Consider the following 20894-nt stretch of genomic DNA (forward strand, 5'->3'; position numbering starts at 1 on the left):
GCGGGGGAAAACCTAAAATATTATCTTTTCAACTGGCTATTGATGGTAGATTTCATAGAGCGATCGTTATTGCTAAGCAGGAAGCAAGCTTAAAACGTTAGCTATTGGCAACATTTGTAAACTTGCTTCTTCGTTTCCTCCTCGCAATAACGATTTATCGCTATCTATTCTAAAAAACTATTCTGCGCTTTTAATTGATTCTTTTGTCAGTTATCGAAAGTTAGTTGGATGCAGGCAATATCTGCCATTGCGCATCTTGTTCAAACCTAAACTCATTGATAACCACATCAGCACTATTAGCGGTTGATGCATCTCTAATACCCAGCGTTTTTCCTAAGGTATTAACGTTTATAAACCTAAAGTAACCTCCCTTGCAAGGGATAATGTGCCATTTCTGATTAAAACCATTATTCCAGGTATATTGGGTGGCATTTGTACCTGTATTTCTTGTCGAATTAGGTACTTCGAGCGATTTTCCACTATGCACATTAGTAACCCTGAATTCTCCACGACCCAAATTCGTTATTGTCCACCGTTGATTATTGCCTCCCAGATAGTCGTATTGCTTTATTGAAGCATTATCGCTTTGCAACCAATCGCCAACTTCCATTGCCCTCCCAGATTTCCGGTTAATAATCTTTACCTGACCATCAAATTGTATTGCAGGTGAAACCGTAACGTTGCCAGTAGCCGTATTTGCCGACCATTGATCGTACCAGGGAAGGCTAAGCGTAGTTCCTGAAAGCTGAAAGGGTAAAATGACCAACCTGGTAGAAGCCATATCCCATGTTGACCAGCGGTCGCCAAGATATACCCATGTTGTTCGATCTGAGCCTGATACAGGAAAAGCATTTGTAATTTGTGATTGATAAGTTTTTGCACCATTTGGAGCGATCAATCCACGGTAAGTCCACGGGCCGGCCAGTGAAGCTGAAGTATAATAATGGTTATCATTTGTATCCCAACCTGAGCATTTGGATTCGACCAGGAAATAAGTATTGCCAGATTTAAACAGGGCATGACCTTCGCAGCTTACTTCCGATCCTCGGTATACCACACGTGTATGGCCGGTGTAGGATGAGTTAAGCTCCATAATTGCTACCTGGGAGTTTACACTTACACTACTAATCATATATGCTTTTCCATCCGTATCCTTATAAACATTCATATCGCGGCTATCCAGGCCTAATGGGCGATAATGGCCCTGCCAGTTGTAGTTACCACCTATGGTGCTGCTGGTTGCATAACCTACTTCTGCTGTTCCATATGCCCCCCAACCCTCGTAATGTACCCATAATACAAACTGCCCTGTTGTGGTATTGTGCAATAACTTCGGCCGCTCTACAACTGAACCAGCAGCAAGATCGCCATGGGTTGAGTTTTTTAGAATGGTATTTACGAATGTCCAGTTTTTCAAATCTGCAGATGAGTAAATATTTACACCTTTAAAGGTATAGTTGTTATCCGATCTATCCATTCCCCACAAATAATAAAGGTTTCCAACTTTGATTATTCCTCCTTCAACTGCATGTACAATGTTTCCATTTGTATCGTACATATCTCCTCCGGTATAGAAACTGGCATTTGGGTCGGCAGTAAAATTTGTTGCGCTAAGCTTATTGTTTTTTTGTGTTTTGAACTGTTCGAGCTGGGCTTCAGCCTGATCAGGGGTTTTTCGGCAACTCAATACCGTACAGATGAATAGCAAAAATGCAATCATCGTTGATGAGATTTTTAATGTTTTCATAGGTTAAGAATAACTTGATATAAATGGTTAGATGTAGGTATTTTTAAGCGTTGAGATTAGCATCCAGTGAGCAAGCTCATCCGTTTAGAAAATCTCCTATACCTCTAATTTCATTTGTCGGGCAAGACATCAAAATTTAAGGTAAAAGGTTTTTATTTAGACATTCGTGTAGATTTTACTAAAATTTAGTAATTAACCAGCTCATTATTAATAGATTGGAGAAGAATAATACTGATTACACTTCTCCAATCTTTAAGCTTTTATTTAAAAACCGATAGCCGCAGCACCGCCATTAACGGGCCAGCCAGGGTTTTGATAGATCACAGCCGAATTAGAATCTCCATTTTCTGCAGTAATAATGAAATGCTGTGCAGCAATTGGATTTAAGTAATGCGCCATCGTCCACCGTACGCCTTTGTAAGATTCATTGTTGCCATAAATCTCATAAGGTCTGAGGTATAAACTTAAAGCCGGATCTGATACGATTGCTCCAGGGTTTGATGCACCAGAAGCAAGCTGGGCCGGCTTGTACCAATCTTTCATCGGCCCCCATAATTTAAATCCTTCAATATGGTCTGGCGTAGAAATCATCTGATCCATAGCTCTCCATCTTTTAAGGTCCATAAACCTTAAGCCTTCAGCCATAAGCTCATTGCGCCTTTCTCTTCGGATGTTGTAAAGAGTTGGATTAACCAAAACACCATTTGAATAAGCTCCCCAGTCCTTTTTTTCAAGGTTCATGTTGGTTGCAGCAATGGTTTTATTAAAATCAGGATCAACCTTTGCCCTGGTTCTTATCTGTTGCCAATAACCAACGGAAACTGCATCCAATACCCCGTTTCGCTCAAAATCGGCTTCAATGTAGTTTAGATACGCTTCGGTAGCCCTAAAAGTTACACTTCCGGTATAACCTCCCCCATTATTGGTTTGGGCACCATCATAACTCAAGCCTTTTCTTATGGTGTAGCCTGTTGAATATTTTTTTTCAGCGCTTGACTGATCTATAGCAGGTATAGGCTCTATAGTGGTTCCATGACTGCCTGCTCCGATGTTTACCAGTTGATTTTTTTGCCCTGGTTCTTTTAAGAAAAGGTTTAGACGGCCATCCCTGCCTTCTCTTACATCTTTAATGTAATCATCACCTTTGTAACCGCTTCCTGGTGCATAAATTGGAAGTCCGTTTGCCATAAGGAAACTTTCTACCATACTTCTGGTTAACCCTACAGAATTATTGCCCAATTGCGCATACACAGGAACGTTATGGGTTATATTTACTGAATATTGTCTCCAAAGTAAAACTTCGCTGTACCCAGCCATATTTACGTTACTGAACATATTGAAATATGGATTTTCATTATTGGCTGATTCAATAATCCCTGTGTTTGTTACCAACTGAACAGCATCTGCCACGGCCTTAGCTGCAGACATTGATTCACTTAAAAAAAACTGTGATTCGGCTTCAATGCTTCCGGCTTTAAACTGATAGCCTGCATTATAAGCTTTGTTAGCACCTGGCCAGCTTGGTCCGTTAGGTACAAAAGCGGTGCCTTTAAAATATTTAAGCCAGGTACCTTCATAAAGACCAACCCTGGATTTTAACAACAGTGCACAGTTTTTAGAAAGGCGGTTTTTAGATCCATCAGGATTGTTCATCAACATTGCTGCCGAATCAAGATCAGCAAGTATAAAACGGGCAACCTCAGTTCTTGGCATTCTTCTGCTTGCCTCTTTCAATTTTGCCGCATCATCACTTAAAGTGGTTTTAATGATGGGAAAATCGCCTAATGCCTGCAGTTTTGAGAAATAAACATAGGCCCTTAAAAAGTAAACTTCTCCTATATATTGTTTAATTTTATCTTCACTACCACCTATTTTTCCGGTTTTCCATTTGGGAACCACATCCTGAAGAAAATAGTTTAACTGATAAATGTTGCTAAAATCCCAGTCGCCACCCGATGATCCAACTTTGAAAAGCCCTGGTGCATATCTATTGTCCATAGAAGTGGTTGCCATGTTATCTGTATTGGCATCAATTCCAAAAGTTCCGAATGAATAATTGGTATGAGAAGGGAGGATATCGGTATAACGTGTTATTGCGTACGCACCTAGTTGCGACTCTTCCTGTAAGTATTTTTCCGGGCTTATAGTTGATAATGGTTCCTGATCAAGGTATTTCTTACATGAAACGGAAACAAGCACTAAAAGTATTGCTCCAGCCCAAAGCTGGCTTATTTTGTTAAAATTTTTCATCGTCTTATATTAAAAAGTGACACTTAGACCGAAGGATAGTGCCTTGGTGATTGGATAAACATTACCGTTTGATCTTGAATCTCCAGGCTGATAATCAATGGTTTCAGGATCAAAAATCTTCGTTAACTTTGTAGCCGTCCACAGGTTTTCTCCGGAAGCATATACCCTAATCTTTTGCAACCCTAATTTTTTCACTAATGGCACTGGAAGCGAATAGCCAAGTTGCAGGTTTTTTAAGCGGATGTAAGATGCATCCTGTAGATACCGGGTTTGAACAGCCTGATTTTTTAAAGTTCCAAATATTGGCCTGGCGTAATAAGCATCAAGGTTTTGGCCTAATGGATTGTTAGGGTCTGCACGGAAATAATCCAAATGCTCTTTAAGTCCGGTTGAAAACCAGATTACATCCGTAGCACCAAAAAAGTAGGCACTTGGTGTGTAAAAATCTCTTTTTAACACTCCCTGGAAAAACACCCTTAAATCAAAGCCCTTATAATCCACATTTAAATCCAGCCCAAAATTATATCTCGGTGAAAAATTACCGATCACATGTTTGTCTCCACTATCCGACTGGGTATTGTTACCTTGATCAAGTTTGCCATCACCATTAAAATCTGCATACATAATATCCCCTGCGGCCCATTGTGAACCAAAAAAATTCTGGCCATTAGAAGAAGTAGCCAAGTGGGCATCCATTTCTGCCTGGGTTTTTGCAATACCTATAGTGGTATACCCCCAAATTTCTCCAAGCTTTCTTCCTTCTATATAAGTGTTTAATGAGCCGCTAGGGTTTGGAAACCTGGTAACTGTAGTCTGATTATCACTCAGCTGTAAACGTGCACTATATCCAAGTCCATTTTTAAGCTTGTCTGCCCATCCCAGCTCCAATTCAAAACCTACGGTTTTTAAATCAGTATTGTTTGTAGGCGGAACAGCAGTTCCTAAAACCACAGGTAGTTCTGTTGCTGGCCCAAGCATATTGATAGTTTTACGGTTGTACCAATCAAAACTTCCGGTAAGCCTGTTTTTAAAAAAAGCGAAGTCGAGCCCAAGGTTAAGACTTTTTACGGTTTCCCATGTCAGTGTAGAACTGATTAGCCCGGGTGCGCTGGCAGTATTAGGCTGTGCACCATTTACCAGCCAATTACCGTTACCCGTAGCAACAGGTAAAGTTAAATAAGTTGGATAAGGATCCGGTGAGCCGTTTTTGGTTGTTGTTTGGTTTCCTAAACTTCCATATGAAGACCTAAACTTAAATACATCAATAAACGCTAAGTTATCTTTCACAAAATCTTCCCTGGCAATGTTCCATCCAACAGATACCGATGGAAAGTAAGTCCACCGCTGATCGGCCCTAAACCTTGAGGATGCATCGTATCTTAGGTTAGCTTCCAAAAGGTATTTTCCATCATAATCGTAATTTAACCTACCGAAAAAGCCAGCTATGCTGTATGCCTGATAATCTCCGTTAACAACAGGAGGCTGAATTTTACCATCAGGATCGGCCCCGGAAGTTGTGTTAATGGTTGGAAGTTCGGGCACAATAATGCCTTGCCTCGATACATTTAGGCCCCTGAGCCTGGTCATCTCTGTTTGAAAACCACCCATCACCTTGAAATTATGTTTTTCAGCCAATGTTTTTGAGAATTCAGAATAAATATTGGAGTTGAAATAATTTTCGCGGTATCCCTCTTCAAAAACAGCAGAATTTCGGTTGTATAGATAAGCATTCCCATTTACATCATGGTTGTAGGTTTTTTGAACATCATAATGGTTAAAATCATTTCTAGTGCGGTAATTAACCTCTGCGAAAGTTCTCCATCCTTTTATCGGTTCAAACACAAGCTGTAGCTGCTGGTACATCCAATCTTTCTGATTCTTGGTTATCCCTCCGTCCCTAAGGCCAAGGGCTGGTGAAGGAGAGCTGTAGAGGAATCCGTTCGGATCATATAAGGGCAAAGTTGGCCATCCCTGACGTGCAAGATTTGCATATAGACCGTTACCAAGATCACTGGGTCTGCGGTAATCTTCTCTTAAAAACCGCGTACTATAATTCAATGAAACTGCCTCAGAAATCTTAGTGTTGATCTTTGCGGCAAGGCTATAACGCGAATAAAGGTCTTCACCGATTTTTAAAAGTCCTTTTTGATCAAGGTAGTTTGTTGAGAGATAATAAGTTGTTTTATCATTGCCTCCATTTAAGCTAAGATTGTGTTCCTGGGAGAATGCATGATTAGAATAAATTTCCTTATACCAATCCACATTATCATTCCCAAAATCATAACCATCCTGCCAATACGGAACGTTTCCTGTGTTTGGCGCAATACTGCTTTTCAAAATACCAGCCTGGTAATCTCGTATGCGTTGCAGGTATTCAGGGCTAAAGCGTGCACCGCTTCCACCATTTATACTCGCATCGTTATAGTATAATGCAAAATTATAAGAATCGAGCTGTTGAGGTAAGCTTACAGGACTTGTAATACGAAAGTTGTTGTTATAATTAACCTGTGTTAGGCCAGATTTGCCTCGCTTTGTAGTTACCAATATTACTCCGAAAGCAGCACGAGAACCATATATAGATGATGCAGAAGCATCTTTAAGAAATGATATATTATCGATATCCTGTGGATTAAGTACGTTCAGCTGTCCTTCCATCCCATCAATGAGTATAAGTGGACTTGCTGATGAATTGCCACTTATAGTACCAATACCTCTCATGTTTATTGTGGGACTTGCATCTAACGAACCATTATTTTGGGTGATATTTAAACCAGCTACCTTGCCTTGTAATGCCTGGGTGGCGTTTACAACAGGACGTGATTCAAAAGCTTTTGCATCAATACTGCTAACAGCACCTGTTAGATTAACTTTTTTCTGCTTTCCAAAACCAACAACAACAACATCATCAAGATCTTTATTTGCGGCAGTAAGGCTTATGTCAATTTTATAAATGCCAGCCTGTGCAGTAAGGCCGGCTAACTTAACCTCTTTCGGAGCATAACCAACTGATGAATAAACCAGTGTGGAGGCAGATGATGCTTTGATGGTATAGCGACCATCATTGCCCGATACTGTAGCAGTACTGGTTCCTTTTACTGATATACTTACGCCGGGCAGTGGGCCTCCGGCATCCTTTATTATACCCTGCACAGTTGTATCCTGGGCATGTGTGCTACCAATAGAACAGATTGCAAATACACACAGTGCAATACAGCTCCTAATCAAAAATAATAGTTGTTTTGTCATAAAATAATTAATGATATTGTGAAACTTAAGAAAATGTAAATCAGGCTGCGGATCGTTTTTGAAACATTGGGGACAAAGCATATACTTAGCAACTATTAATAGTGCAGACCTTTTTTCAAAAAAGTGCGGGGAAAAGGCCTTCCGTCTCAAATAGTGCTTATAATTGGTTAAAATTTTGATAAAAAATGCATTTATCAATTTCATAAGTTAATGCGAAGAAAATTGGATATGAATACCCAATAACCGATATTGGTTCTCGGCATAACGAGCTGAAGGGTGTAAAAATATGCGTTGTATACAGAAGAAAAGAGGTGGAATTGGGAAAAAAGGGGTGGTAAATCGGGCTTTTTGATCTGTTAACATAATAAATACCAGATTTGTCGCGAAGATGGAATGAATGATCCTTAATGCGATATAGAGAACTTGACCAAGGCAAAACATGAAACGTTTTGTATCGGAGGCCTGTTTATGGAGATTTCAGTTAAAAGGTAGTCATTTCGACAAAAAAAACAGCGAATAGAAAATCTGAAGCACAACTAAAATAGATTATTTGTTGCACTCAATCCTGTTAAAAAAGCTTTTATTTTTTGATACTATATTTTAGGCCCACCTCAAATTCGCCATTGCTGTAGTTTTGCATTTTCGAGGTATTGGTGGTATATTGAAAAAGAAGAGAAAACTGGTTTTTATAATTGGCACCAAAACCACCGGTAAAACTATTGGTGCTGTGGTAAATGCCATTAAACATGAGTTTGTTTTCTAAAAACTGAAGATTTATACCAGCATCAAAAATCCCGTCATAATTCTGTACTCCTCTGTACACCAGTTTTGGCTCAATGCTGCTAATTACTTTATCGGTAGTAAATTTGTAACCTGCTGCAAAAAAGTAAATCGAACGGTCTACAACGTTTCTCAACACATCTCTTTTAAAAAACCGCTTAAGGTTAGGTAATGTGCCTTGTAGCGTTAGTTTATCAGTGCGGTAAGCCACGCCAAAATCGCCATCCAAATACAATTTCCGATCATTAAAAGTGTTCAGTACATCATCATCCAGGTCGCCCTTTGCCTTCCCAATATCCACCCATTCGTTCATAATACCTGCCGATAGGCCAAAATCCAGAAAGTTGGTTCCACTATTTAAAGGCAAGTGATAGGCATAGGTTAAGGTTGCCCTTGTTCGGTTAATGGCTCCTGCCCCCTCATTATAAAAAAGCAATCCCAAGCCAACCTTATTATTGGTTAAACCGTAATCGGCGGTAAGGTACTGGATTTTAGGTGCACCATCTACCCCAACCCATTGCGTTTTAAGGGCAGCATTTAAATTGATTCCTTTTTCTAAACCTGCCATTGCCGGATTGGCTAAAAACTGATTTTGATAATAGATGCTACCCATTGGGTTAAGCTGGGCATATGCCGATGTACTAAATATAAATAACAGTACGGCTATATAACATTTCATTTTCCTCACCCTGTTATTTTTTATATAAAATTGATATAAACCCCTTAATAGATCCATCTGCACCCAAATCAAGCATGTAGTAATAAGTATCTTCCATCAATGGTTTCCCATTAAAGTATCCATCCCAGTTATTCTGATAGTTTGTAGTGGCATAAATCAACCTTCCCCCTCTATCAAAAATCGATAGTTTATTGTTCGGATATTTTTCCAAACCTTTAACTATAAAAAAATCGTTTTTACCATCGCCATTTGGTGTAAGGATATTATTTACAATAGCTACATCTGCATCGGTCTGCATAATCAGAAAAGGTTGTAAAAAACCCTGTGTCAATGTGGTACTGTTAGATTGAAAAGTTTGTACAACCGCCATTTCTCCAATACTAAAATCATACAGCTGATTATTGATTTTTCCATAACCACTGGCCGAATTTAAAACATAAGGTAAACTCTGTGCCTTTAAACTATTGCTATAAAAACCGAACAGCAAGAAAATAAACGGATAGAATATTCTTCTCATCTTGCTTTAGTTTAAAGAAATCCAGGACGAGCCATCACTTTGGATAGTGTAAGTTTTATTTCCTGTAATGGTTATCAGGCTCGAATCATCGTTCAATAGAACCGGGTTACTGAGGCTTACATCTCCGGAGGATAAAGCTTTTATGAGTATATAAATTCGTCCCTTGCAAGTTGAGGCCGCCGGAAGATTAACGGTTACTGCTGCTCCTGCATTTTTTATCCTAACGGTATAATGGCTGGCATCAAGCGTTAATGATCCTGCTGTGGTAAAGGTTAAAACGCTTGCCGCAACTGAACCATTTACATTTAAGGTGCTCACATTTGCAGGCGCGTAAGAAGTAGAATTTGCAGCTAAAGTGCCATTTATGGTTAGCGCCCCTCCGTTTGCTGTAAAATTACCAGCAATTAATGGATAAACTGTATTGGAATTGGCTACAATAAGGCTGTTATTTATATTAGTACTGTTACTTCCAGCATTATTTCCGATAAAAATGTTACCTGTACCACTATTTTTTGAGCCTGCTGCATAACCTAATGCGGTATTGTTGTCGCCATTGTTAGCTTCGAGGGCTAAACTACCTATGGCAGTATTTGCCACACCTGTTCCATTTGCCATAAGTGTATGCGTACCAATTGCAGTATTATTAGAACCTACAGTATTAATGGCCAATGCCTGCGAACCAAAACCACTATTATTGATCCCACTAAAGCTACGCTGCAATACCAAATAACCAAAAGCACTGTTTTCGTAACCTGAAATGTTTACTGATAAAGCTTCGCGGCCAAATGCACTGTTGTAAAAACCAGATACATTTGAGGTAAGCGTTTTATAACCGAAAGATAAATTGGTTTCAGAAGAATTACCCAAACGACCAGATTTTAGCCCGTTAACCAAAAAGTTAATGGCAATATCATCAGTATTACCTAAAAAGTTATTGTTCTGGTCGATGTTACCAGTATTTCCTCTTAATGCCCAGGCATTTGCATTGGCAAAAAGTGTTCTGCTAATCAGCTCAGGCTTACCGGTTGTGGCGTTGGTAATGTAAACCTTATTGGCATCGCTCACTCCATCAGTAGTTAATTTAGCAAGGTTTACTGAGGCATCAGCCAGTTTTGGTGTGGTTACCGAAGCATCTGCGAGTTGAAGTGTATTAACAGCGGCATCATCAATATTGATATTCTTAACCTCTTTATTTCCTATTTTAACTGAAGTTACTGCGCCATTGGCAAGTTTTACTGTTGTTACCGATCCATCTGCAAGCTGAAGTGTATTAACAGCAGCATCATCGATATTGATAGTCTTAACTTCTTTATTTCCGATCTTCATTGAAGTTATTGCACCATCGGCCAGTTTCTGCGTAGTTACAGCAGCATCAGCGAGTTTTATTGTACTTACTGCTCCTGCATTAATATCAATTACTACATCTTTTAATAAAGCTGATGTGCCATTTGCACTTACACTTAAATCTGTTGAGGTTAAAGCTTTAGCACCCGCCAATTGATTTACATCCAAAGTTACTGGTTTCCATGCAGATCCATCAAATAAAAGCACCTGGTTATTAACAGGAGTAGCTGCACTTAATAATTTACCTTGAATATTGGCTATTGTAGGGTTTGGATAGTTCCCTTTTAAATCACCTCCGGCAACTCCGGTTGAAGGGCCAACCGGACCTACATCACCTTTGTCGCCCTTATCTCCCTTATCGCCTTTAACACCTTGTATTCCTTGTAAACCTTGTAAGCCATTTGCTCCCGCCGCACCAGTATCGCCTTTAATTCCTTGTGGGCCTGTTGCGCCAACTGCTCCCTGCGCACCTGTTGCGCCAGTTAAACCTGTAGGGCCTTGCGCACCTGTTGCTCCAGGCACCCCGGCAGGACCTTGTAAACCTACTGGCCCGGCAACCCCAGCAGGACCAGTAGCTCCTGCTGCACCAGTATCACCTTTTATACCTTGCGGACCTACAGCTCCGGCAACTCCGGCAGGCCCTGCCGGGCCTGTTGCACCTGGATCGCCTTTTGGGCCAATTGGTCCGTTGGCAGCATAAAGTGCATAAGGAACACTTAATAACTGGGCGGTACCGGCAAGATTAAAATTACTCCCGTTATCCGGATCAATTTCTACTTTTATAAATTTTAATCCACTAGCCCATGTTACGCCAGCAATTGTACCGCTAACTGCGGTTGCTCCTGCTGATCCGATGGCTACAGCATATAAACCCAAAGCATTCGTAGTTACATTCCTTACTTCCGAATACTGTGTGGTACCGGTTGAAGATGCATCTAATATGCTAATCCGAAGGGAAATGTTTTTGTTTGCTATCGGAGTACCGTTAGCGTTTCTGGCAGCACCTTGATAATTAAACTGCTGTGGGGCCTGCGCCTTAACAGCTACTGCCAAAACTAAACTTAGCAAAGCAATCAGTAGAAATTTTTTCATGAACGGGATGAGATCTATTTATTTGACCAGAGATATAAATATCAGCGGCCAAACGTTCAAATCTACCAATTAGTATATCCCATAAAGGCTACATTACACAAAGGCCTTTTCGAAAATACCTTATTGAAAGTAATTAATTTACTATCAAATAGTTACAAAAAATTATATCTTATAATTTTACACGAACATACTATTATGTACTGTTTTATATGTTAAGTACAAATTAATTAATCAATTATTATAGCTAGGATTACTATGTTTCGGAGGGGAAAGATATGCCTTTAATGTTGCGGTATAAATCTACTGCATATAAATCAGTCATACCTGAAACAAAATCCAGCACGCTTTGGGTGATAGAATAAACATCAGTTAAATCTGTATGGTACTGTTTGGGTATTAGTTTAACCAATTTTTTATAGTAATGGGTATTGTTGTGAATTAAAGCGGGTACAAACTCTTCTAATAAACCTGCCATAATCTTATACCCTGCTACTTCTTTCTGTATTACAGAAGAGAAATTATAAATGCGTTCTACCGAGATTCTTTCTACCTCTTTCCAGGCGGTAATATAGGGTTCGGGTAATAAATCGGTTAAACTTTGGTTTAAATCACCATTTAACAACTTTTCCTGCTCTCTAAAAAATATACCGGCACACGCATTTGTTAAAGTATTTATTGCCTTTGCCCGTAACAAACCAATTTTTGCATCATCATCTTCATAGTCATTTTTTAAGCGATTTTCGATAGTTGCTGAGTTTGCAAAAGGCAACAGGTAATTTTTTACTTCTTCGTATGAAAGAATTTTTAAACGGTGCGCATCCTCCAGGTCAATGATGCTGTAACAAATATCGTCTGCAGCTTCAACCAAATAAACCAATGGATGACGTTTGTAGATCAGGTATTCGCTTTCTTCCTGCTCCAAATGCAATTCAGTAGCAATTCGTTTAAAGGTATCGGCCTCCGACTGAAAAAAACCATATTTTTTACGATGCAACAATCCTTTTTGTTTTCCGGCGATAGATGCACAAGGATATTTTGCAATTGATGCCAAAGTGGAATAAGTTAGTGCATAGGCATCATTTCCTTTTCCCTTTAAAGGATGCGTAAGGATTCTGATCGCATTGGCGTTTCCTTCAAAATTGATGAGATCATGCCATTGTGAATCACTCATGTCTTTCTGATAAACACGGCCATCACCATCGGTAAAATACCTTGAAATGGCGGCTTCTCCTGAATGGCCAAAAGCGGGATTTCCTAAATCATGAGCAAGGGCCGCAGCTGCTACAATATTGCCTACTTCGTTAATTAATGGCACTTCCTTAATCAGTTCAGGATTGTGAATCTCTACACTGTTTAAAAAGATATTCGCCATAGAACGGGCTACGCTGGCCACTTCCAGGCTATGCGTTAAACGGTTATGCACAAATACACTCCCTGGCAATGGGAAAACCTGGGTTTTATTTTGCAACCTTCTAAATGGAGAAGAAAAAATTAACCGGTCATAATCACGCTGAAAATCAGAACGTGCCCGATCGGTGCTTGCACCATATTGTTCCTGCCCGTACCGCTTATTAGAAAGTAAATATTTCCATTCCATTTATCCGTTCGCCTTTAAAATTTGGGCGCAAGTTAAACAAAACGATAAAATGGTTAAGCATAAAATTTCAGGTAAAATTCATATTACAATTATTAAAAGATATCACTATATTCGCTACAAAATCAAACAAACAAATAATGAAGAAAATCTTTTTAACGCTCGCTATCTTGTGCTGCTTTACGGTTTTGACCAAAGCGCAATTTGAAGGCTCGAAGCAAATTTTTGAAAGTCCGAAATTAAAGGAAACGATCAAAACACAGAAAATTGTAGCCATTTTACCTTTTGAAGTAAAAATCTCCTACAGGAAACAACCAAAAAATTTCAATCCTGATGCCAACAAAAATCAGGAAGAATCAATGGCTAAATCGATACAAGCCAGTATGTACACCTTTTTGTTAAGAAAAGCTTCTGATTACACGGTAACTTTTCAGGATGTTGATAAAACCAATATCTTATTGAAAAAAGCTGGTGTATTGGGTAAATTAGATGAAACCACTAAAGATGAACTGGCCAAAATACTTGGTGTTGACGCTGTAATTGGCGGTCGTTTCGAAACTGAACAAACAAAATCTGAAGCTGGTGCGATTGCATCTGCTGTTTTATTTGGGGGTTTTGGTGGCAAATCCGGAACGGGAACAATGTTTTTAACCATTAACAATGGATCAGACGGCGAGTTGTTATGGCGTTTCTTTAAAACGATGGATGATACCATCATGAGTTCTACCGATGATATGGTAGAAAGGATGATGAGAAAGATATCAAGGAATTTTCCTTACAAAAGTTAACCCAAAGGCAGATAGAAATATCTGCCTTTTTTGTTACTCCCATATTGCTCCTTCATAATAAGCAAACTATTTAGGTCTTAGTCTGTTTTATAACAAAACAGATGATCTTATGAAAACGAGCATTTATAATAAGGAAGAACATATTGAAGGTTATGTAGGCACTGATGATAAACAATCAGAAAAATCTGATGTACAGAAAGCTTATGAAAAAGGTAATGATACCAATATTGTAACCGCTTATGGCAAGGAACCTAGTGAACTGATTGAAGGTAATCCATTGGCTAAAGACGGGATGGATAATTCGGGCACTCAAGGAAAAGATACGCTTAGCGATGATGCTTATAACAGCCCGGATAAACACCCAACCTTAGAAAGTGCCGAAAGCCATACCGGAAGTTCATCAGATGATTTTAAAGGTAAATCAGATATTGATGAAACTGATGAAGACCACGCTTTAAATACAGGAATATAATATATAAACTTATGGGATTATTAAAATATGCCATTTTAGGCGCAGCAGCTGTTTATGGTTTTAAATATGCTACGAAAAAAAGAGCTGTAGACGGTAAATCATTATTAGATGACTTGAAAGATCAGGCTCCTAAAGATGTAGACCGGGTTAAAAGTTACGGGGATCAGATTAAAAGAGATTATTCACAAACAAGTGAATTGTACTGACAAGATCAGGAAATCCGGAAAGACAAACGAAATTGACATTTGTCAATCGAATTATAGAATTCAGAATTGCAATTTGATTTTAAGTTCTTGAAATTTGCGCCCGCTGTAGGATTCGCGACAAAGATTAACAAAAATCAGAGACTAAACGATTTAAGGGCATTCGCCACTTGATTAACGCATTTCAGTTGTAGAATCCTAATTAATTCCATCTGCCGGAAAATGCAAAATTATTATTAAGGGATTATTCTACATGAATATTCCCTTTTTAATCGACTATAAATCCTTCCCGCTTATTCCCCTGTCTTTTTCTTTATTTCTATTGCCAATATCTTCATTTTGACTCAAATTGGCATTATTCAATTCCTTATTGATGATGTGTTTACCAACAGTTTCAGTTTTTGCGAGGTGCGCATCATCCGGTTGATCTTTACGTTTAAAATCAGCTCGTTTGTGTCCGTAGGTAGCCTCGCCATTATCCCACTCAATATCATCATCATGGCTACCGCCTATCTGAGGATTTACATCTTTATTATTATTATCATTCATTTCCATAGTCGTTGCTATTTAAGATGCTTCTATTTTTAAGAACAATTGACGATACTAAAAAGTTTATACTAAAATCATTCAGCGTGCCTATTTCACACCTTTACTTTGATCTATTTTAGTATCACTGTCCAGGTCATCTTTACTTGATCCATTTTCATACCTGTGTTTAGGTGGTTTTTCCATTCTGCTTTCTTCAAGTTCAGAAAAATCACTGCCTTTCTGGTTGGCAACTTCCCCATGCGACGAAGGTTTCTGTACTGATCCTTCCTGAGGATCTGCAAAATCCTGACCTTCAATCGGTAACTCTTCTTGCTGATTATCATCCTTTTCCATATCAATAAAACCGATCAGCCTGGTTTTTGTTTCGAATTTTTGGGCATAAAAAAAGTCCCGATTTATATCGGGACTTTTAATTCTTTTTTAAATCAATTAAACTTTGATTTCAACTTCAACACCGCTAGGTAATTCAAGTTTCATTAAAGCATCAACTGTTTTAGAGTTAGAGCTATAAATATCCAATAAACGTTTGTAAGCGCATAATTGGAACTGCTCTCTAGCTTTTTTGTTAACGTGTGGAGAACGTAAAACAGTAAAGATTTTCTTCTCTGTAGGAAGTGGAATCGGTCCACTTACAACTGCACCCGTAGGTTTAACAGTTTTTACGATTTTCTCAGCAGATTTATCTACTAAGTTGTAATCGTAAGATTTTAATTTAATTCTGATTCTTTGGCTCATCTTATTTTAATTATGGCTTCCTGTTAGAGCTATTAACAACAGAAGCCGGATTTATTTTAAGTTTTGTGTTAAGCGCTTTGCGTAGGGCGACAAATCATCGCTAAACGCAAAACGCTATTCACATCACATTACTAGTCTTCAGATTTAATTCTGCCTTTTGATTTAGCAATTACTTCATCCTGTACGTTTTTAGGCGCAGCTTCATAGTGGTCGAATTCCATTGTTGAAGTTGCACGGCCTGAAGTGATTGTACGTAACTGAGTTACATAACCAAACATTTCAGAAAGTGGCACAGTTGCTTTAATTACCTGAGATCCATTACGGGTATCCATACCTAATAATTGACCACGACGACGGTTCATATCACCGATAACATCACCCATGTTTTCTTCAGGGGTTAAGATTTCGATTTTCATGATTGGCTCCATCAACGTAGGTTTACATTTAGGTAAAGCTTCACGATATGCCATTTTAGCTGCAAGCTCAAATGATAAAGCATCTGAATCGACTGCGTGGAATGAACCATCAATCAAACGTACTTTCATATCAGGAAGTGGGTAACCAGCCAATACACCGTTAGACATCGCAGCAGCAAATCCTTTTTCTACTGAAGGGATAAATTCACGTGGAATTGAACCACCTGTAATTTCGTTTACGAATTGTAAACCACCTTTTTCGAAATCAGCATCGATTGGCGAAATAATAACCTGGATATCAGCAAATTTACCACGACCACCAGATTGTTTCTTGTATGTTTCGCGGTGTTGAGTGGTACCAAAAATTGCTTCTTTGTAAGCTACTTGTGGCGCACCTTGGTTAACTTCTACTTTAAACTCACGTTTTAAACGGTCAATTAAAATATCCAAGTGTAACTCACCCATACCAGAGATTACAGTTTGACCAGTTTCCTGATCAGTTTGAACTCTGAATGTAGGATCTTCTTCAGCCAATTTAGATAAGCCCATACCTAATTTATCAACGTCTGCCTGAGTTTTAGGCTCAATAGCTAAACCGATAACTGGCTCAGGGAAGTTCATTGATTCAAGAATGATCGGGTTTTTCTCATCACACAGCGTATCACCAGTTTTGATATCTTTAAATCCAACTACCGCAGCAATATCACCAGCAGCCACATTAGGCACAGGGTTTTGCTTGTTAGCGTGCATTTGGAAGATACGAGAAATACGCTCTTTACTTTCTGAACGGGTATTGTAAACGTAAGAACCAGCATCTAAGTTACCTGAGTAAACACGGATGAAACATAAACGGCCTACGAATGGGTCAGTTGCAATTTTAAATGCTAAAGCTGCAAACGGCTCTTTAATGCTTGGTTTTAATAAAACTTCAGCACCAGTATCAGGGTTTGTACCAACAACACCTTCTGAATCAAGAGGTGAAGGCAATAATTCCATCACATAATCCAACATGGTTTGAACACCTTTGTTTTTGAAAGATGAACCACAAACCATAGGAACGATTTTAGCATCTAAAACAGCTGCACGTAATGCATCTAAAATTTCGCGCTCAGTGATTGAATTTGGATCTTCAAAGAATTTCTCCATTAAAGATTCATCGTAATCAGCAACTGATTCCAATAATTTCTCTCTCCACTCAGCAACCTCATCTATCATATCTTCAGGGATAGGCACTTCAGTAAAGGTCATCCCTTTATCGTGCTCATTCCAAACGATACCACGGTTGTTGATCAAATCAACCACACCTTTAAATGCATCTTCAGAACCGATAGGCAATTGCAATGGAACTGCATTACTACCTAACATATCTTTAACTTGTTTAACAACTTTTAAAAAGTCTGCTCCAGAACGGTCCATTTTGTTAACGAAACCGATACGGGCAACATTATAGTTGTTAGCTAAACGCCAGTTGGTTTCTGATTGAGGCTCAACACCATCAACTGCAGAAAACAAGAACACTAAACCATCTAATACACGTAACGAACGGTTTACCTCTACAGTAAAATCCACGTGTCCTGGTGTATCGATAATGTTCATGTGGTATGCCTGACCTCTGTATTTCCACTCAACAGTAGTTGCAGCAGAAGTGATCGTGATACCACGCTCTTGCTCTTGTGCCATCCAGTCCATTGTTGCAGCACCTTCGTGCACTTCACCAATTTTATGACTTACACCAGCATAATAAAGAATACGCTCTGTTGTTGTAGTTTTACCTGCATCAATGTGAGCCGCGATTCCAATATTTCTTGTAAATTTTAAATCTCTTGCCATGTTATGTTTTTGATTTATCTGATTTTAAATAATTACACCGATTATGTTAAAACAAATCGGTGTAATTTATCTAATCAGTATAATCTTCTAATTAAATCTGTGTAATCTTACTAATCTGTTAATCCTAATAATTAGAATCTGAAGTGAGAGAACGCTTTGTTAGCCTCAGCCATTTTATGCGTATCTTCTTTTTTCTTAACAGCAGCACCTTCACCTTTAGCAGCAGCTACGATTTCACCAGCTAATTTCTCTTTCATGGTTTTTTCGCCACGTTTACGAGCGTATAAAATTAACCATTTCATACCTAAAGCTGTTTTACGCTCTGGTCTAACCTCAGTTGGAACCTGGAAGTTAGCACCACCAACACGACGAGATTTAACCTCTACAGCTGGCATAATGTTAGTTAAAGCACGTTTAAATATCTCTAAACCGTTTTCACCTGCTTTTTTCTCAGCAATTTCAACAGCATCGTAAAAAATAGCATATGCGATAGATTTTTTTCCATCGTACATCATATTGTTTACAAAACGAGTTACCTGAACATCGTTAAATTTTGGATCAGGAAGAATAATTCTCTTTTTTGGTTTTGACTTTCTCATTTCTTATTTCCTCCCGATTATTTCTTTTTACCTTTTGTTGGTGCCGCAACTACCTGTCCTGGTTTAGGACGTTTAGTACCATATTTAGAACGACGTTGGTTACGACCAGCTACACCTGATGTATCTAATGCACCACGGATGATGTGGTAACGTACACCTGGTAAATCTTTAACACGACCACCACGGATCAATACGATTGAGTGTTCCTGTAAGTTGTGACCTTCTCCAGGAATGTATGCATTAACCTCTTTACCGTTCGTTAAACGAACACGGGCTACTTTACGCATTGCTGAGTTTGGTTTTTTAGGGGTAGTGGTGTACACACGTGTACATACACCTCTTCGCTGTGGACAGCTGTCCAACGCTGGAGACTTACTCTTGAACTCCAGTGCTACTCTACCTTTTCTAACTAATTGTTGAATGGTTGGCATTGTGCTTTTTTATGTTTTTTATTAAAAAATTTACCGCTCCCCCGGCATCCTTACAGATAGCCCATAAAACGGACTGCAAAAGTAGAACAATTCTTTTTAAAAATCAAGGGGTTAGCGTAAAAAGTTTTAAGTTGGCAGCTATTAGTTTCTAGTTGATGGTTAAGGAGTTGTGGCTCTCCCATTCTTATGTTGATATTCCGAACTAAAGGGGTTCCAAATTTCAGATGAAACCTTTCCTACAATCGCGCCATGCTGAATTTATTTCAGCAACTTAAATCAATGCGATTATTTTTTTGGAAAGCAACCTCTGCAATATTTAGGTGAGGTTTGGCCCCGCTAATGTTCCAAGCTCGTGAAAAACTCGCTTTCCACGTATATCGGGTTTAGCTTTCAAGAACAGTACACTAAAAATCGTTTTTGGGAGCTGAATTAAGGGAAATTGCAGATGAGACTTTTTATATACTATTCATGCTGAATTTATTTCAGCTACTTAAATCAATGCGATTATTTTTTTTGGAAAGCAACCTCAGTAATACTTAGGTGAGGTTCGGCCCCGCTAATGTTACAAGCTCCTGAAAAACTCGCTTTCCACGTATATCGGGTTTAGCTTGCAAGAACAGTACACTAAAAATCGTTTTTGGGAGCTGAATTCAAGGGAAATTGCAGATGAGACTTTTCATATACTATTCATGCTGAATTTATTTCAGCTACTTAAATCAATGCGATTATTTTTTTTGGAAAGCAACCTCAGTAATACTTAGGTGAGGTTCGGCCCCGCTAATGTTACAAGCTCCTGAAAAACTCGCTTTCCACGAATATCGGGTTTAGCTTGCAAGAACAGTACACTAATAATCGTTATTGGGAGCTGAATTAAGGGAAATTGCAGATGAAAACTTTTCATATACTCGTCATGCTGAATTTATTTCAGCAACTTAAATAAATGTGATTATTTTTTGGAAAGCAACCACAGCAATACTTAGGTGAGGTTCGGCCCCGCTAATGTTCCAAGCTCCTGAAAAACTCGCTTTCCACGTATACCGGGTTTAGCTTGCAAGAACAGTACACTAAAAATCATTGTTGCAAACTGAATTAATGGGAAATTGCAGGGGCTTGCGGAAGTCTTTCTTGTTGACACTCCAATCTTTTATGTTCGATTGTTAAAATTAATTACAATCCTTAAATCCCTCCTTTAGTACCTTAAATCGCTCAACCGCAGCTTCGAGTTCTTTTGGTGCCTTACCATATTCGAAAGTAATTTTATATTGTTTGCCATCGGCATTGATGGAGATCCATTCTGCTCCGCCATCTGCACAATCAGGGCAACCAATCACTTCAGGTAATGCTGCGATCTTATCCATATTTAAATCGTTTTTAATGGCATTAATATCTGCTTCAGAAATTGTTTTGCTACAGATTTTGGTATCAGAAGGCTGTCCGTTTTTTGATTTTGATAAGGTGAGTTTTAAATCGCTAATAAGCAGATTATTGGAGCAATAGCCAACACACATCCCAAAAGATGAGCCATAACCAATACTGTTCAGGTTTTTAACTTTTCCTTTTTTGCATGCAGAAAAACTTAGGCTTATTACTATTGCACAAATAAGGAATATAGCTTTTTTCAT

Annotated in this window: 17 protein-coding genes; 3 read left to right on the forward strand and 14 right to left on the reverse strand. The window is 38.8% G+C overall.

Annotated features, from left to right (window positions below; all coding sequences use genetic code 11):
* Positions 1 to 220 precede the first annotated feature (220 nt).
* The 7 genes from ACZZZW_RS23760 to dgt all read right to left on the reverse strand — a co-directional run bounded on the left by ACZZZW_RS23760 (position 221) and on the right by dgt (position 13252).
* Positions 221 to 1747 (reverse strand): RICIN domain-containing protein, encoded by a 1527-nt coding sequence (locus ACZZZW_RS23760; protein ID WP_055910097.1) that lies wholly within the window; start codon positions 1745 to 1747, stop codon positions 221 to 223.
* A 264-nt stretch (positions 1748 to 2011) separates the two neighbouring features.
* A complete protein-coding gene (locus tag ACZZZW_RS23765; RefSeq protein WP_055910099.1) occupies positions 2012 to 3997 on the reverse strand; it encodes a RagB/SusD family nutrient uptake outer membrane protein in 1986 nt (661 codons plus the stop codon).
* Between the two features lie 9 nt (positions 3998 to 4006).
* Positions 4007 to 7243, reverse strand: coding sequence for a SusC/RagA family TonB-linked outer membrane protein (locus tag ACZZZW_RS23770; RefSeq protein WP_463497191.1), 3237 nt, complete (start codon positions 7241 to 7243; stop codon positions 4007 to 4009).
* A gap of 580 nt (positions 7244 to 7823) precedes the next feature.
* The gene (locus tag ACZZZW_RS23775; protein WP_082458782.1) at positions 7824 to 8702 is read right to left on the reverse strand and encodes a PorP/SprF family type IX secretion system membrane protein; all 879 of its coding nucleotides are present in this window, start codon (positions 8700 to 8702) and stop codon (positions 7824 to 7826) included.
* A 13-nt stretch (positions 8703 to 8715) separates the two neighbouring features.
* Positions 8716 to 9219 (reverse strand): gliding motility-associated C-terminal domain-containing protein, encoded by a 504-nt coding sequence (locus ACZZZW_RS23780; protein WP_055910103.1) that lies wholly within the window; start codon positions 9217 to 9219, stop codon positions 8716 to 8718.
* 6 nt (positions 9220 to 9225) lie between these two features.
* Positions 9226 to 11655 (reverse strand): beta strand repeat-containing protein, encoded by a 2430-nt coding sequence (locus ACZZZW_RS23785; RefSeq protein WP_463497197.1) that lies wholly within the window; start codon positions 11653 to 11655, stop codon positions 9226 to 9228.
* A gap of 253 nt (positions 11656 to 11908) precedes the next feature.
* The gene (dgt, locus tag ACZZZW_RS23790; protein ID WP_463497200.1) at positions 11909 to 13252 is read right to left on the reverse strand and encodes a dGTP triphosphohydrolase; all 1344 of its coding nucleotides are present in this window, start codon (positions 13250 to 13252) and stop codon (positions 11909 to 11911) included.
* A gap of 137 nt (positions 13253 to 13389) precedes the next feature.
* Between dgt and ACZZZW_RS23795 the strand changes: the two genes are divergently transcribed.
* From ACZZZW_RS23795 to ACZZZW_RS23805, 3 genes are all read left to right on the forward strand, one after another.
* On the forward strand, positions 13390 to 14037 hold the full coding sequence (locus ACZZZW_RS23795; protein ID WP_055910110.1) for a hypothetical protein: 648 nt from the start codon (positions 13390 to 13392) through the stop codon (positions 14035 to 14037).
* Positions 14038 to 14146: 109 nt separating this feature from the next.
* On the forward strand, positions 14147 to 14509 hold the full coding sequence (locus tag ACZZZW_RS23800; protein ID WP_463497203.1) for a hypothetical protein: 363 nt from the start codon (positions 14147 to 14149) through the stop codon (positions 14507 to 14509).
* 11 nt (positions 14510 to 14520) lie between these two features.
* Positions 14521 to 14715: a YtxH domain-containing protein gene (locus ACZZZW_RS23805; RefSeq protein ID WP_463497205.1), complete on the forward strand. Its 195-nt coding sequence runs from the start codon at positions 14521 to 14523 to the stop codon at positions 14713 to 14715.
* Positions 14716 to 14988: 273 nt separating this feature from the next.
* Here ACZZZW_RS23805 and ACZZZW_RS23810 read toward each other — a convergent pair whose 3' ends face one another.
* From ACZZZW_RS23810 to ACZZZW_RS23840, 7 genes are all read right to left on the reverse strand, one after another.
* A complete protein-coding gene (locus ACZZZW_RS23810; protein WP_463497207.1) occupies positions 14989 to 15267 on the reverse strand; it encodes a hypothetical protein in 279 nt (92 codons plus the stop codon).
* Positions 15268 to 15348: 81 nt separating this feature from the next.
* Positions 15349 to 15594, reverse strand: a complete 246-nt coding sequence (locus ACZZZW_RS23815; RefSeq protein ID WP_055910120.1) for a hypothetical protein — start codon at positions 15592 to 15594, stop codon at positions 15349 to 15351.
* Positions 15595 to 15690: 96 nt separating this feature from the next.
* A complete protein-coding gene (rpsJ, locus tag ACZZZW_RS23820; protein ID WP_008244591.1) occupies positions 15691 to 15996 on the reverse strand; it encodes a 30S ribosomal protein S10 in 306 nt (101 codons plus the stop codon).
* A gap of 131 nt (positions 15997 to 16127) precedes the next feature.
* Complete coding sequence (fusA, locus tag ACZZZW_RS23825) at positions 16128 to 18242, reverse strand: elongation factor G (RefSeq protein ID WP_055910122.1); 2115 nt, start codon at positions 18240 to 18242, stop codon at positions 16128 to 16130.
* Between the two features lie 131 nt (positions 18243 to 18373).
* The gene (rpsG, locus tag ACZZZW_RS23830; RefSeq protein ID WP_055910127.1) at positions 18374 to 18841 is read right to left on the reverse strand and encodes a 30S ribosomal protein S7; all 468 of its coding nucleotides are present in this window, start codon (positions 18839 to 18841) and stop codon (positions 18374 to 18376) included.
* Positions 18842 to 18858: 17 nt separating this feature from the next.
* On the reverse strand, positions 18859 to 19272 hold the full coding sequence (gene rpsL, locus ACZZZW_RS23835) for a 30S ribosomal protein S12 (RefSeq protein WP_029278631.1): 414 nt from the start codon (positions 19270 to 19272) through the stop codon (positions 18859 to 18861).
* 1163 nt (positions 19273 to 20435) lie between these two features.
* A complete protein-coding gene (locus ACZZZW_RS23840; protein WP_055910132.1) occupies positions 20436 to 20894 on the reverse strand; it encodes a hypothetical protein in 459 nt (152 codons plus the stop codon).

Source organism: Pedobacter sp. AC379 (assembly GCF_979258145.1).